The sequence below is a fragment of the Enterobacter cloacae complex sp. HYC074_NIDB genome, from assembly GCF_056673345.1.
In genome coordinates, this window is sequence record NZ_CP114214.1 from 1,083,214 (window position 1) to 1,096,706 (window position 13,493).

The 13,493-nt window shown below is 53.2% G+C and carries 13 protein-coding genes; 3 read left to right on the forward strand and 10 right to left on the reverse strand.

The window, feature by feature from the left end; all coding sequences use genetic code 11:
- Nucleotides 1-110: 110 nt before the first annotated feature.
- A complete protein-coding gene (gene yajL, locus O1724_RS05210) occupies nt 111-701 on the reverse strand; it encodes a protein deglycase YajL (RefSeq protein ID WP_023315520.1) in 591 nt (196 codons plus the stop codon).
- Nucleotides 664-1,575 carry a 2-dehydropantoate 2-reductase gene (panE, locus tag O1724_RS05215; RefSeq protein ID WP_022650464.1) on the reverse strand — a complete coding sequence of 304 codons (912 nt, stop codon included), beginning with the start codon at nt 1,573-1,575 and terminating at the stop codon, nt 664-666. The genes yajL and panE overlap by 38 nt, the downstream gene beginning before the upstream one ends.
- Nucleotides 1,576-1,700: 125 nt before the next feature.
- Between panE and O1724_RS05220 the strand changes: the two genes are divergently transcribed.
- On the forward strand, nt 1,701-2,192 hold the full coding sequence (locus tag O1724_RS05220; protein ID WP_017383179.1) for a YajQ family cyclic di-GMP-binding protein: 492 nt from the start codon (nt 1,701-1,703) through the stop codon (nt 2,190-2,192).
- Nucleotides 2,193-2,224: 32 nt separating this feature from the next.
- Here O1724_RS05220 and O1724_RS05225 read toward each other — a convergent pair whose 3' ends face one another.
- The 8 genes from O1724_RS05225 to O1724_RS05260 all read right to left on the reverse strand — a co-directional run bounded on the left by O1724_RS05225 (nt 2,225) and on the right by O1724_RS05260 (nt 11,099).
- Nucleotides 2,225-3,586, reverse strand: coding sequence for an MFS transporter (locus O1724_RS05225; RefSeq protein WP_022650465.1), 1,362 nt, complete (start codon nt 3,584-3,586; stop codon nt 2,225-2,227).
- A gap of 150 nt (nt 3,587-3,736) precedes the next feature.
- Nucleotides 3,737-4,624: a heme o synthase gene (gene cyoE, locus O1724_RS05230; RefSeq protein ID WP_003859062.1), complete on the reverse strand. Its 888-nt coding sequence runs from the start codon at nt 4,622-4,624 to the stop codon at nt 3,737-3,739.
- 11 nt (nt 4,625-4,635) lie between these two features.
- Nucleotides 4,636-4,962 carry a cytochrome o ubiquinol oxidase subunit IV gene (locus tag O1724_RS05235; RefSeq protein ID WP_006809888.1) on the reverse strand — a complete coding sequence of 109 codons (327 nt, stop codon included), beginning with the start codon at nt 4,960-4,962 and terminating at the stop codon, nt 4,636-4,638.
- Nucleotides 4,962-5,576 carry a cytochrome o ubiquinol oxidase subunit III gene (locus O1724_RS05240; protein WP_003859057.1) on the reverse strand — a complete coding sequence of 205 codons (615 nt, stop codon included), beginning with the start codon at nt 5,574-5,576 and terminating at the stop codon, nt 4,962-4,964. The genes O1724_RS05235 and O1724_RS05240 overlap by 1 nt, the downstream gene beginning before the upstream one ends.
- On the reverse strand, nt 5,566-7,557 hold the full coding sequence (gene cyoB / locus O1724_RS05245; protein ID WP_022650473.1) for a cytochrome o ubiquinol oxidase subunit I: 1,992 nt from the start codon (nt 7,555-7,557) through the stop codon (nt 5,566-5,568). The genes O1724_RS05240 and cyoB overlap by 11 nt, the downstream gene beginning before the upstream one ends.
- 16 nt (nt 7,558-7,573) lie before the next feature.
- The gene (gene cyoA, locus O1724_RS05250; RefSeq protein ID WP_003859054.1) at nt 7,574-8,521 is read right to left on the reverse strand and encodes a cytochrome o ubiquinol oxidase subunit II; all 948 of its coding nucleotides are present in this window, start codon (nt 8,519-8,521) and stop codon (nt 7,574-7,576) included.
- A 478-nt stretch (nt 8,522-8,999) separates the two neighbouring features.
- Complete coding sequence (gene ampG / locus O1724_RS05255; RefSeq protein ID WP_050870337.1) at nt 9,000-10,475, reverse strand: muropeptide MFS transporter AmpG; 1,476 nt, start codon at nt 10,473-10,475, stop codon at nt 9,000-9,002.
- Between the two features lie 45 nt (nt 10,476-10,520).
- Nucleotides 10,521-11,099: a lipoprotein gene (locus tag O1724_RS05260; RefSeq protein ID WP_003859052.1), complete on the reverse strand. Its 579-nt coding sequence runs from the start codon at nt 11,097-11,099 to the stop codon at nt 10,521-10,523.
- Nucleotides 11,100-11,402: 303 nt separating this feature from the next.
- Here O1724_RS05260 and bolA point away from each other — a divergent pair, with 303 nt between their 5' ends.
- Both bolA and tig read left to right on the forward strand, forming a co-directional pair.
- Nucleotides 11,403-11,720, forward strand: coding sequence for a transcriptional regulator BolA (bolA, locus tag O1724_RS05265; protein WP_003859051.1), 318 nt, complete (start codon nt 11,403-11,405; stop codon nt 11,718-11,720).
- A 332-nt stretch (nt 11,721-12,052) separates the two neighbouring features.
- The gene (gene tig, locus O1724_RS05270) at nt 12,053-13,351 is read left to right on the forward strand and encodes a trigger factor (RefSeq protein WP_015571277.1); all 1,299 of its coding nucleotides are present in this window, start codon (nt 12,053-12,055) and stop codon (nt 13,349-13,351) included.
- The last annotated feature ends 142 nt before the right edge of the window (nt 13,352-13,493 follow it).

The following is a 13,493-nucleotide window of genomic DNA, read 5'->3' on the forward strand; positions in this document are numbered from 1 at the left end:
TGCGGCCTGATGCCCTCACCCCGTCCTTCTCCCGCAGGGAGAGGCCGCAAACATTAAAAATGGCAACCTCGGGTTGCCGTTTTGCTTTTACCTGGCGCCACCCGGCTTTTTTATTCGTAGTAGTTATAAATCCCCGCCGCCATCACCAGTGATGACGCGACTTCGTACGCTTTTTCGCGCCCAACCAGCAGGTCAATAATCTTCAGGCCAAAATCAATGGCGGTGCCCGGCCCCTGGCTGGTGAGCAGGTTAACGCGCGGATCCCAGACCACGCGTTTATCCACCCACTGGTCTTCCGGAATTGTATCCTTCAGACCAGGGAAGCCGGTCATATTGCCGATGGGGAAAATGTCGTGCGGAACCAGCACCGTACCTGCGGCTGCACAGATTGCCGCGATGATACGCCCGGAAAGATGAAACTGACGAACGGTTTCAACCAGCAGCGGGCTGTCGCGGAAACACTCAGCCCCCTTCAGACCACCCGGCAGAACGATAATGTCGTAATCACCGTCCGCCACCTGTACAAGCGGTGCATCCGCCAGAATCTTCACCCCACGCGAGCAGGTAATCGCCAGGCTTCCGTCGCTGGCGACGCTGGCGGTAGTAACCTTAATACCACCACGTACCAGCAAATCAATGGTGGTGACCGCTTCTGTCTCTTCGCTACCAGGGGCGAGGCATACCAGTGCCGATGCGCTCATACTCACTCTCCTTTCGTTTTACTAACTCAAACAGACGGCTGTTTTCCGCAACGGTAATGCCGTGTGCCCGGGCGCGTTTTAACAGATAACCGGTAATGTAATCAATTTCGGTATGCCGCATAGCCCGGATATCCTGCAACATTGAGGAGATATTTTCTGCCGTACTCTCAATGACCTGGTCGACATAATAACGTAAATCGGACTCTGAGGTGTGGTAGCCTTCGCGTTCAATGACGGCGGCAACTTCCCGGCAAATCAGCGCTACCCGATCAGGATGCTGGCGCAGTTCACCGTTAGGGCAATCCAGCAGGGCGGTCAGCGGATTAATCGCGCAGTTCACCGCCAGTTTGCGCCACAGTTCCGCGCGAATGTTATTGTGCCAGGCGACGTCAGGCAGCGTGCTTTGCAGGGTATCCGCAAGATAGCTGTAATCGCCGGGCTGTTCACGCGCGGGACCGATATGAGTGATACCACTGGCAACATGGATAATGACGTTACCGTCGCGACGCGCCGCGTGGGTGGTTGTCCCCATCAGCAGCGGTTGCCGGACAGATTTTAGCTCTTCAATGGTACCCATACCGTTGTGAATCAGCAGGATTGGCGTGCTTTCAGGTAACTGGGCGGCCAGGCTTTTCACCGCATCGGAGACCTGCCAGGCCTTCAGCGTGACCAGCAGCAAATCGCTGGTGGCAAGAAATTCCGGATCGTTTGCCGTTAAAGACTCATTAAAAATTGAACCGTCTGTACCCATCACGTTCACACTGCAATAGGGCTGGGGAATTCGCAGCCAGCCCTGAACGTCGTGTCCCTGTTTGCATAGCGCTGTAAGCCAGAGTTGGCCAAGGGCTCCGCATCCAAGCACTGTTACTTTCATCGTTCCTCCTCACCTGCAACGGCGCCAGGTGCTATGACGCTAAGTATAGCGCCATCAGCTAAGCTTCTCGTTATGCCTCGTTGCGGGTATTATGCAACGCAACAAAAATGAAGGGAGAAGAAAAGATGCCATCTTTCGATATTGTTTCTGAAGTTGATTTGCAGGAAGCGCGTAACGGCGTAGAAAATGCTGTCCGTGAGGTTGAGTCACGTTTCGATTTTCGTGGCGTTGAGGCGACCATTGAACTGAACGACGCGAACAAGACGATCAAAGTCCTGAGCGAGTCTGATTTCCAGGTCAACCAGTTGCTGGATATCCTGCGCGCCAAGCTGCTCAAGCGCGGCATTGAAGGGACCTCACTCGATGTGCCGGAAGATTTTGTTCACAGCGGCAAAACCTGGTTTGTGGAAGCGAAGCTGAAGCAGGGGATTGAAAGCGCCGTGCAGAAGAAAATCGTGAAGCTTATCAAAGACAGTAAGCTCAAAGTGCAGGCGCAGATCCAGGGGGAAGAGATCCGCGTGACCGGAAAATCCCGTGATGACCTGCAATCCGTGATGGCGCTGGTGCGTGGCGGCGATCTCGGTCAGCCATTCCAGTTTAAAAACTTCCGCGATTAAGACAATCATGCCCGGCTAAACCGGGCATTTTTTCAGGCCTTCAGCGCCTGCTCTACCTCAAAGCGGTTAGTCACTTTGCTGTCAATTTTGACATACGCACTGCGCTCTTCCGGGACAATCAGCACTTCGCTCACGCCCTCTGTCGCTTCCAGACGCTGTTGTAACGCGTCACCGATTGCCACGTCATCGGGAATTTCTACCCGCAGGCTACTCACGTAACGCGGCTCTTTCATGGTGCTGGCCACAAACAGCCAGAGCATCGCCAGCAGCGCACCGGCGAGGAAAACGGTCTGGGAGTCAAACAGACCATCCACCCAGCCGCCGAGTGACCCGCCGATCGCCACGCCGAGAAACTGGCTGGTGGAGTAAATGCCCATCGCGGTGCCTTTGTATCCTGCCGGAGACTCTTTGCTGATAAGCGACGGCAGCAGGGCTTCCATCAGATTAAAGGCCAGGAAGAACAGTTGTACGCCCGCGATCAGCTCCCAGAAATGCGGGCCGGCGCCCCACAGCACAATCTCGGCAATCAGCAGTAACGCCACGCAGCCCACGAAGACGCGTTTCATTTTGCGCTTCACTTCGGCGTAAATAATGAAGGGCACAACGGAGACAAACGAGATCAGCATTGTGACCAGATAAATTTTCCAGTGCTCTGCCGCCGGAAAACCTGCTGAGGCCAGTTGACCGGGCAGGGCGACAAAGGTGGACATCAGCAGAATGTGCAGGCACATAATGCCGAAGTTCAGCTTAAGCAGGCGCGGCTCGGCGATGACTTTGCTGAAGCAGCCTTTGACCATCCCGGATTCACGGTTGAGGACGTGGTTTTTACTGTCAGGTACAACCCACAGCGTGAGTGCGATCCCGATGGTCGCCAGCACCGCAATCATCCAGAACAGGGCGTGCAGGCCGAGTGAATGGGTGATAACGGGCCCCAGCACCATGGCAATGGCAAACGTGACGCCAAAGCTGACGCCGATAAACGCCATGGCTTTGGTGCGGTTTTGCTCGCGGGTTAAGTCTGACAGCAGCGCCATCACGGCGGCGGCAATCGCCCCGGAACCTTGCAGGGCGCGCCCAAGAATAATTCCCCAGATGGAGTGGGAGAGGGCGGCGATGATGCTGCCGAGCACAAACACCAGCAGCCCGCCGACAATCAGCGGTTTGCGACCCACTCGGTCGGAGAGCAAGCCAAAGGGGATCTGGAATATTGCCTGCGCCAGGCCGTAGATACCGATCGCCAGACCGATCAGCGCTTCGCTGGCACCCTGTAACGCCATGCCATATGTGGTCAGAACGGGCAGGACCATAAACATGCCAAGCATCCGCAGCGAGAAAACAGTCCCTAAACCCCAGGTCGCACGCAGTTCGCCTGGCGTCATTTTATAATCGTTCATTACCACCTCAGTTCAAAAGCAGGCCATAGTGTAGTGCGGGGAAGGGGCGGGGTAAATAATCGGTTATTTAACAAATATTACATACGTTACTAATAGATTTCATGAATAAAAAAGGGGTGCCGAAGCACCCCTTTATGTCCTTGCTATAGCTTACCAGACGTAAGTCAGCAGGTTTTGTGAATCAGGCACCATGAAGTCTACGGACATCATCACGGACAGGGAGGTGATGGCGACAATCGAGAACACAAACAGCTTGCGTGCCCAGACCTTGTCATCTTCCACTTTGTAACCGCGCAGGGCCATGCCGAGCCACCAGACGCTCACCGCAGCTGCTACCACCAGATATTTATATCCGGCGTAACCGCCCAGAGAGAGCATCAGCGTTGCCACGGCAAAAGCGATGATGTAGAGCGTGATGTGGTTCTTGGCAACCGAAATGCCTTTCACGACCGGCAGAACCGGAATGTTCGCCGCCTGATAATCCTTAAAGCGGAAAATCGCGATGGCGTAGGAGTGCGGCATCTGCCACAGGCTAAAGATAGCCAGCAGGATCAGCGCACCGCTGTCGAACTCGTTCGTGACGGCGCAGTAGCCAATCACCGGCGGCGCAGCGCCGGAGAGAGAACCAATCAGCGTGCCGTAGACGGAGTGACGTTTCATATACAGGCTGTAGACGCCTACATACACCACGAACCCCATCACCCCCAGCCAGCAGGCCAGTGGGTTAGCACCAAACCACAGCAGCATAAAGCCAGCAATACCCAGCAAGGTGGCGTACACCAGCGAGACGGAAGGGGCAATCAGGCCTTTAACCAGCACCCGATTTTTGGTCCTTTCCATCTTCTTGTCGATATCCATGTCGATGTAGTTGTTAAATACACAACCGGACGCAACCACCAGTGACACACCGACCAGCGTGTAAATAAAGAGGGTGTAATCAATGCTGCCTTTAGAGGCCAGCAGGAACCCTCCGATTACGGAGATCAGGTTGCCAAAGATGATGCCTGGTTTCGTGACTTGCAGGTATTGCTTAAACATACTCGCCGCTCTTAGTGAACCATCATGTTGTAGTTAAGGTTCCACATAATCCAGATGGAACCGACTACCAGGATAGCGATGATAATCACGGTAAAGATAAAGGCCGTCATGTTCCAGCCTTCATCGGACTTGGTGTTCATGTGCAGGAAGCAAACCAGATGCACCAGAATCTGAATCACCGCGGTCACCAGGATTGCGCCCAGGATAACCGGCTTAGATGCAGAACCGTTCATCACCATCCAGAACGGGATCACCGTCAGAATGATCGACAGGATGAAACCTGTCATGTAGGTTTTTACGCTGCCGTGGGAAGCGCCATGATCGTTAGAATGACTCATTACATCGCCCCCATCAGATAGACAACAGAGAACACACAGATCCATACCACGTCCAGGAAGTGCCAGAACAGGCTCAGGCACATAATACGGGTACGGTTAGTACTGGTCAGGCCGCGACGGGAGATCTGGAACATCAGTACCGCCATCCAGATCAGACCCGAGGTCACGTGCAGACCGTGGGTGCCGACCAGCGCGAAGAACGCTGACAGGAAGCCGCTACGATCCGGGCCGAAACCTTCCATGATCAGGTGATGGAATTCATAGATTTCCATCCCGATAAAGCCAGCACCAAACAGCCAGGTCAACGCCAGCCAGGAGACAACCTGGCTCTTGTTGTTTTTGTACATGGCGATAGCCGCCATGCCGTAGGTGATGGAGCTGAATAACAGCAGTGCGGTTTCAACCAGTACGAACGGCAGCTCAAAGATGTCCTTACCGGTCGGGCCGCCCGCTGTGCCGTTCACCAGAACGGCATAGGTTGCGAACAGACAGCAGAACAGGATGCAGTCGCTCATCAGGTAGATCCAGAAACCGAAGACTTTCGTCGGTCCTGTATCATGGTGCGCATGTTCATGCGCGTGGGCAGTCGAGTGCGCCAGAGTATCAGTTGCCATTTTTCAGCCCCGCTTTAGAAATCTCGTCAAAATGCTGGTTTTCCAGCTTTTCAACTTCACGGACTGGTACGTAGTAGTCCACGTCCTCGTCAAAGCTCTTCACAATCCAGCTGATTACGATGCCAGCGAAGCCAACAATCGCCATCCACCAGATGTGCCAGATCATTGCGAAACCAAATACCGTTGCGAAGGCGGCAATGACGATGCCCGCACCGCTGTTTTTCGGCATATGGATCTCTTCGTAATGTTCAGGTTGCTTGTACGCTTCACCTTTTTCTTTCATTTCCCAGAATGCGTCACGCTCATGAATGTGCGGCACTACGGCAAAGTTATAGAACGGAGGTGGAGAAGAGGTAGACCACTCCAGCGTACGGCCACCCCACGGGTCACCGGTCAGGTCGCGGTTCAGGTTACGGTCACGGATAGACACGTAGTACTGAATCAGCTGGCACAGAATACCGCAGGCAATCAGCGCTGCGCCGCCTGCTGCAATCATCAGCATTGGGTGGAACTGCGGATCGATCTGCTGGCTCAGACGACGGGTCATACCCATGAAGCCCAGCACGTACAGCGGCATAAATGCTACGAAGAAGCCAATGATCCAGAACCAGAACGCGCGTTTACCCCATTTCTCGTTCAGCGTGAAGCCGAACGCTTTTGGCCACCAGTAGGTTACGCCAGCGAAGCAGCCGAAGACCACGCCACCGATGATAACGTTATGGAAGTGCGCAATCAGGAACAGACTGTTGTGCAGAACGAAGTCAGCACCAGGTACCGCCAGCAGTACCCCGGTCATCCCACCTACGGAGAAGGTCACGATGAAGCCGATGGTCCACAGCATGGCTGAGTGGAACACGATACGGCCCTGGTACATGGTGAACAGCCAGTTGAAGATCTTAACCCCGGTCGGGATCGCGATAATCATGGTGGTAATACCGAAGAAGGCGTTTACGTTGGCGCCCGCACCCATAGTGAAGAAGTGGTGCAGCCAGACGATGAACGACAGAACGGTAATACATACGGTTGCCCACACCAGAGAGGTGTAACCAAACAGACGTTTACGCGAGAAGGTTGCCGCGATTTCGGAGAACACACCGAACACCGGCAGAACCAGGATGTACACTTCCGGGTGACCCCAGGCCCAAATCAGGTTGATGTACATCATCATGTTGCCACCCATATCATTCGTGAAGAAATGGGTACCCAGATAGCGATCCAGGGTCAGCAGCGCGATGGTGACAGTCAGAATTGGGAACGACGCGATAATCAGGACGTTGGCGCACAGAGATGCCCAGGTAAATACTGGCATCTTGAACATCGTCATACCTGGTGCACGCATCTTCAGGATGGTCACGAAGAAGTTAATGCCGGTCAGAGTGGTACCGACACCGGAGAGCTGAAGCGCCCAAATCCAGTAGTCAACGCCCACGCCCGGACTGTACTCAATTCCCGACAGCGGCGGGTAGGCCAGCCAGCCGGTCTGAGCAAATTCGCCCACACCCAGTGACAGGTTAACCAGGATAACGCCGACAACCGTAAACCAGAAGCTCAGGTTGTTCAGGAACGGGAACGCAACGTCGCGCGCGCCGATTTGCAGCGGAACGACCACGTTCATCAGACCGATTACCAGCGGCATCGCCACGAAGAAGATCATGATAACGCCGTGGGCGGTAAAGATCTGATCGTAGTGGTGCGGTGGCAGGAAGCCGGCTTCGCCCGCAGACGCAAGCGCCTGCTGGCTACGCATCATGATTGCATCCGCAAAGCCACGAATTAACATGACGATACCGACGATGCAGTACATGATACCGAGTTTTTTGTGGTCAACCGAAGTCAGCCACTCATTCCACAGGTAGCTCCACTTACCGAAGTAAGTGATCAGGCCAACTAAGGCCGCGCCACCAATGATAATTGCAGCCACCGTAACCATAATAATCGGTTCATGGTAGGGCACTGCATCCAGTGTCAATTTTCCGAACATTTTCTTCCTCGGCCCCTTAGTGAGCGGTTTCCGCGTGGCTCATGTCCATGCCTTCCATACCCTGGTGCGTGTTGTGCTCGCCTTCAGGCTGGGTCATGTCCATGCTCATGCCGTGATCCATAAATTTGCCAATAACATCTTTGAACAGATTCGGTTTCACGTTAGAGAAGTACTCCACCTTGTTATATTCGCTAGGTGCAGCCACTTTTTCGAACGCCGCCATGTCAGACATGGTGTTGGTAGACTGCTTCGCTTTTGCAACCCACTGGTCGAAAGTCGCGCGGTCTGGCGTAGCGATAGCTTTGAACTTCATACCCGAGAAGCCCGGGCCACTATAGCTGGCGGAGATACCGTCGTAGGTGCCTGCTTCATTCGCGATCAGGTGCAGGTTAGTCTGCATACCGGCCATCGCGTAAATCTGGCTGCCCAGACGTGGGATGAAGAAGGAGTTCATTACGGAGTTGGAGGTCACTTTGAACTGAACCGGAGTGTTCGCCGGGAAGGCGATTTCATTCACGGTAGCAATGCCCTGTTCTGGATAGATGAAGAACCATTTCCAGTCCATGGAGACCACTTCAATGGTAATCGGTTTTTCATCGTGAACCAGCGGTTTGCTCGGCTCAAGTGCGTGAGTGGTTTTCCAGGTCAGTACAGCAAGGAACAGGATGATCAGAATAGGTACCGTCCAGACCACAGCTTCCACTTTATTGGAGTGTGACCAGTTAGGGCTATACTTCGCATCTTTATTGCTCGCACGATACTTCCAGGCGAAACCAACAGCCATCAAGATGGCAGGAATAACCACAATCAACATCAGGCCAAAAGCCGTCAGTATCAATGAACGTTGTTCCAGTCCAATCTGTCCTTTGGGGTCTAGTAGTGCAGAATCGCAGCCACTGAGTAATACAGTGCCTGCGAATAATGACAACCATCCCAAACTTTTATTGTATTTCCTGAGTCTCATTTAACGACCTCAATTCCACGGGAGTCTGGTGGCGTTTAAAGTGTGGGGGCATTTTACGGGAAGGTTACATTACTGTAAACATCATTAGCCCTGTGTCAGGAAGGTGTTACCGGGTTCTGCCGCACATGTCACAAGTGTTGCAAATTATGTCGCGTTTTCCGGGAGAAGCCGCACGGAGTGGGCGTTATAACGAAAGGGTGCCCCAGCATACCGCAAAAGGGACAATTGGTATAACCATTGCGGAAAATACACAAATAATTAACAATTAATTATCAATAAAAAGACAACTAAAAAACGAAAATTCAATCTTTCGCATGCTGAATCGTTTAACGGAAAATAGCGTAGCGAAATAAGCTCCAATAATTTTCGAATGCTATCCCGCACAAAACAACAAATATTTTTTTTGCCGATGGCGGTTATTTCGCCGTTATAATTTCGTGTCGTTATTACAACGGGAAATAACCTTTCGCTTTTTACTTCATGTCATCTGCGTTTTCCGCAGTGACATGAAATCCAGCATCCCACCGGTCAGGATACCCACGATGGCGAGAAACACGCCTGCATCAAGAAGCTGGGTTTCAAAAGGAAGCGACAAGGTGGTCGTCGCATTGATAATGAGAACCGCGAGCCACACTACCAGCGCAAGACAACCTGCCATCAGCAGACGCAGGGCAAACCGGTAAGCAGCCTGATATTCCGTGCGCGGCATGAAGTGTTCCGTCCGCTGGGTATATTCCAGCGTCTGACGACAGACCAGCAACAATAAAATCCCCGGCACAGCCGCCACCACCGAGAAGAGATAAAATGTCGGCCAGCCGTGGGCTTCAACAAACCAGCCCGCGACGGGACCTACGTACACGCGCCCGACGGCTGAGAGGGCAGAGAGCAGGGCAAACTGGGTGGCGGAAAATGACTTATTGCACAGCGTCATCAGCAGGGCGACAAATGCCGCAGTGCCCATACCTCCGCACAGATTTTCAAAGAATACCGCCGTCGCCATGCTGATCATATGCTTGTCGGTGATCGACAGCAGCCAGTAACCGGCATTCGAAGCGCCCTGAAGGATGCCGAAGATCAGCAGAGCACGGAACAGCGACAGACGCTGCATCAATACGCCGCCGTACAGCGCGCCGACGATCGTGGCAAACAGCCCCAGGGTTTTGTTCACCACGCCGACCTCGCCCGCATCAAACCCGACGCCGCGGATCAGGAAGGTGGTGGTCAGACTCATGGCGAAAGCGTCGCCGAGCTTATAAAGGACAATCAGCAGCAGGATCAGCCAGGCATTATTGCGACCAAAGAAGTCGCGGAGCGGTGCGGCAACGGCCTGCTCCAGCGAGCGGGGAACCGGAATCACATCGCTCGGTTCAGGCGCGAATAGCGTGGCAAAAATGCAGGGGATCAGCAGAGCGGCCATCAGCCAGTACATTCCCTGCCAGCCGAGATAGCGGTCGGCAAGCCAGAGGGCCAGCCCGCCGGAAACCAGCATACCCAGGCGGTAGCCAAGCACGCTGATTGCCGCACCGGCACCACGCTCTTCCGCTGGCAGGACGTCCGTCTTCCAGGCGTCAAAAACAATGTCCTGCGAAGCGGAGCAGAAGGCGATGACCACCGCAAGCGCGGCCATCCAGCGCAGCTGTGTTGACGGCTCAAGGAAACCCATTGCGGCAATGGCCAGCAACAGCAGCACCTGCGTCATCACTAACCAACCGCGACGGCGCCCGAGGAACGGTGGGGTATAGCGATCCATCACCGGCGACCACAGGAACTTAAAGACGTAAGCCTGGCCGACGAGCGAGAAGAAACCAATGGTTTTAAGATCGATGTTCTCAACCGTCATCCACGCCTGTAACGTGCCGGAGGTGAGCGCAAGGGGCAAACCGGAGGCGAAACCAAGGATCAGCAGAATAGCTGATTTCGGTTGCTGGAAAATGCGTAAGTAGTGACTGGACATGTTCTTATGAACTGACCCGGTGAAGCACCGGGTCAGTCAGCAGGATTAACGGGCGTTCTGCTTGATGAAGTCGTGAATGCTGGTGTCCTGTGCCATGTCGGCAATGGTGTCAGTCAGCACGCTGTTAACCGCGTCAGCGATATTTTTGTTGGAGGCCTGGAATGCGCCTTCAACGGAATAGCTCGCACGGTAGTTTTTGTTCATTTTGTTGCCGTTCTTCGCGGTAGCGATGATGGCGATATCGGCTTTAGTCGCAATGTTGTAGCGAACGTTACCCTGGGAGACGTCAGCGTACAGGTTGTTCACGATGATTTGCAGATCAACCGCGCCGCTTGGGCCAATCATGTAGCCGCGGGAGGTCATCTGTTTCTCCAGCACTTCCTGCAACAGGAAGCGCAGGTCGCGGGAGGCGGTCAGCGTGACCTGTTGGTTGTCGCGAGTCACTTTCGCCAGCGCCTGGTCCTGACGCTGATCGGCGCCATTAATGCTGACCGTAACGCCCATCAGGCTTGGATCCTGCTGAGGCAGGGTAATTTTTGGTGAAACGTCAATGGTCGTCGGCGGAGTCGCGCAGCCGGCGAGCATAAAGAGTGCTACCAACGGAAAGAAGAGTTTTTTTAACATTTTCGGGTTCTCAACGAATCGTAAGCAAAGAGAGAAAAATTGCCGCCATCATAACATCGCTAACGGCCAGGGGAAGTGGTCAACGCATGTAAATTCATCGCCTTGTCCGAAAACTGACCACCTTTCCGCTTTTCTCTGCCTGTAAGTGACAAAACGTATGAACCTCATAGTGAACTTCATTCGTTTGGGTGAGAAAATCAGACGAAAGCTAAATATTTGTTGTCAGGGTGTAATGGAACCGGTAAAAGCGGCTAATATTTAAAGGGATGGGTGACATCTTAGCGTTGTCGGAGGAGTGATTTCATGATGATACGTGAACAGATAGAAGAAAAATTAAGGGCAGCGTTCAACCCTGTGTTTCTCGAAGTTGTCGACGAAAGCTATCGTCATAACGTGCCGGCAGGTTCTGAAAGCCACTTTAAAGTGGTTCTGGTCAGCGATCGCTTCACGGGAGAACGTTTCCTGAACCGACACCGCTTGATCTACAGCACCTTGACGGAAGAACTCTCCACAACCGTACATGCGCTGGCGCTGCATACCTACACCATTAAGGAATGGGAAGGGCTACAGGATACGGTATTCGCATCACCGCCTTGTCGGGGTGCAGGCACCATCGCCTGATAAATCGGATTTGCAACCGCCGGAGTTTTTCCAGTATGTTGCTTACAGATTTCGTCAAGACGGCCTTCGGGCCGTTTTGTTTTGTCTGAGTTTTGAGCGGATGGCGCGTTTTCTAAGGCTAAAAATAGCCTTAAAGTGTGAAAAAAGCCGCAGCAACATGCTCCAACCGTTCTCGACTCACCTAAGTGATGCCGCTATAATGCCGCGTCTTATTGAATGTCTTCGGGATGATTCTGGCGACAGGGAATGTGAATCTGCACATAAGAGAGCATCCCGGTATAACAGACAGATTCAGAGTTGACCGAGCACTGTGATTTTTTTGAGGTAACAAGATGCAAGTTTCAGTTGAAACCACTCAAGGCCTTGGCCGCCGTGTAACGATTACTATCGCTGCTGACAGCATCGAAACTGCTGTGAAAAGCGAGCTGGTCAACGTAGCAAAAAAAGTACGTATTGACGGCTTCCGCAAGGGCAAAGTACCAATGAATGTTGTTGCTCAGCGTTATGGCGCTTCCGTGCGTCAGGATGTGCTGGGTGAACTGATGAGCCGCAACTTTATCGACGCGATCATCAAAGAAAAAATCAATCCAGCCGGTGCGCCGAACTACGTTCCAGGCGAATACAAGCAGGGCGAAGACTTCACCTACTCCGTAGAGTTCGAAGTGTACCCGGAAGTTGAGCTGAAAGGTCTGGAATCTATCGAAGTTGAAAAACCGATCGTTTCCGTGACCGACGAAGACGTTGACGGCATGCTGGATACCCTGCGTAAGCAGCAGGCGAACTGGAAAGAGAAAGAAGGCGCTGTTGATGCAGAAGACCGCGTAACCATCGACTTCACCGGTTCTGTAGACGGCGAAGAGTTCGAAGGCGGTAAAGCGTCTGATTTCGTACTGGCGATGGGCCAGGGTCGTATGATCCCAGGCTTCGAAGACGGTATCAAAGGCCACAAAGCGGGCGAAGAGTTCACCATCGACGTGACCTTCCCTGAAGAATACCACGCTGAAAACCTGAAAGGTAAAGCAGCGAAGTTCGTTATCAACCTGAAGAAAGTGGAAGAGCGCGAACTGCCAGAACTGACTGAAGAATTCATCAAGCGTTTCGGCGTGGAAGACGGTTCTGTTGCGGGCCTGCGTACCGAAGTGCGTAAAAACATGGAGCGCGAGCTGAACGGCGCTGTACGTAACCGCGTGAAGTCTCAGGCGATTGAAGGTCTGGTGAAAGCGAACGACATCGACGTTCCTGCTGCCCTGATCGACAGCGAAATCGACGTTCTGCGCCGTCAGGCTGCACAGCGCTTCGGTGGCAACCAGCAGCAAGCGATGGAACTGCCACGCGAGCTGTTCGAAGAGCAAGCGAAACGTCGCGTTGTTGTTGGCCTGCTGCTGGGCGAAGTGATTCGTACCCACGAGCTGAAAGCTGACGAAGAGCGTGTGAAAGGCCTGATCGAAGAGATGGCTTCTGCATACGAAGATCCATCAGAAGTGATCGAGTTCTACGGTAAGAACAAAGAGCTGATGGACAACATGCGCAACGTCGCGTTGGAAGAGCAGGCTGTAGAAGCGGTACTGGCGAAAGCGAAAGTCACCGAAAAAGAGACCTCTTTCACCGAACTGATGAACCAGCAGGCGTAATTTCGCCCCAACGGTTTAAAGTTTGAACAAAAAACCCGTTGCCCTCCGGCGACGGGTTTTTTTTATCACAGCTTTAGTCCTGGAAGGGTGCTAAAACGCCCTTTCAGTGTTAGCGTTACAACAAAACGTTGTTATGCTTGAA

Excerpts from the sequence above, each read along its gene's own strand:
- yajL (WP_023315520.1), bottom strand. The coding sequence starts at position 701 with ATGAGCGCATCGGCACTGGTATGCCTCGCCCCTGGTAGCGAAGAGACA.
- panE (WP_022650464.1), bottom strand. The coding sequence starts at position 1,575 with ATGAAAGTAACAGTGCTTGGATGCGGAGCCCTTGGCCAACTCTGGCTT.
- O1724_RS05220 (WP_017383179.1), top strand. The coding sequence starts at position 1,701 with ATGCCATCTTTCGATATTGTTTCTGAAGTTGATTTGCAGGAAGCGCGT.
- O1724_RS05225 (WP_022650465.1), bottom strand. The coding sequence starts at position 3,586 with ATGAACGATTATAAAATGACGCCAGGCGAACTGCGTGCGACCTGGGGT.
- cyoE (WP_003859062.1), bottom strand. The coding sequence starts at position 4,624 with ATGTTTAAGCAATACCTGCAAGTCACGAAACCAGGCATCATCTTTGGC.
- O1724_RS05235 (WP_006809888.1), bottom strand. The coding sequence starts at position 4,962 with ATGAGTCATTCTAACGATCATGGCGCTTCCCACGGCAGCGTAAAAACC.
- O1724_RS05240 (WP_003859057.1), bottom strand. The coding sequence starts at position 5,576 with ATGGCAACTGATACTCTGGCGCACTCGACTGCCCACGCGCATGAACAT.
- cyoB (WP_022650473.1), bottom strand. The coding sequence starts at position 7,557 with ATGTTCGGAAAATTGACACTGGATGCAGTGCCCTACCATGAACCGATT.
- cyoA (WP_003859054.1), bottom strand. The coding sequence starts at position 8,521 with ATGAGACTCAGGAAATACAATAAAAGTTTGGGATGGTTGTCATTATTC.
- ampG (WP_050870337.1), bottom strand. The coding sequence starts at position 10,475 with ATGTCCAGTCACTACTTACGCATTTTCCAGCAACCGAAATCAGCTATT.
- O1724_RS05260 (WP_003859052.1), bottom strand. The coding sequence starts at position 11,099 with ATGTTAAAAAAACTCTTCTTTCCGTTGGTAGCACTCTTTATGCTCGCC.
- bolA (WP_003859051.1), top strand. The coding sequence starts at position 11,403 with ATGATGATACGTGAACAGATAGAAGAAAAATTAAGGGCAGCGTTCAAC.
- tig (WP_015571277.1), top strand. The coding sequence starts at position 12,053 with ATGCAAGTTTCAGTTGAAACCACTCAAGGCCTTGGCCGCCGTGTAACG.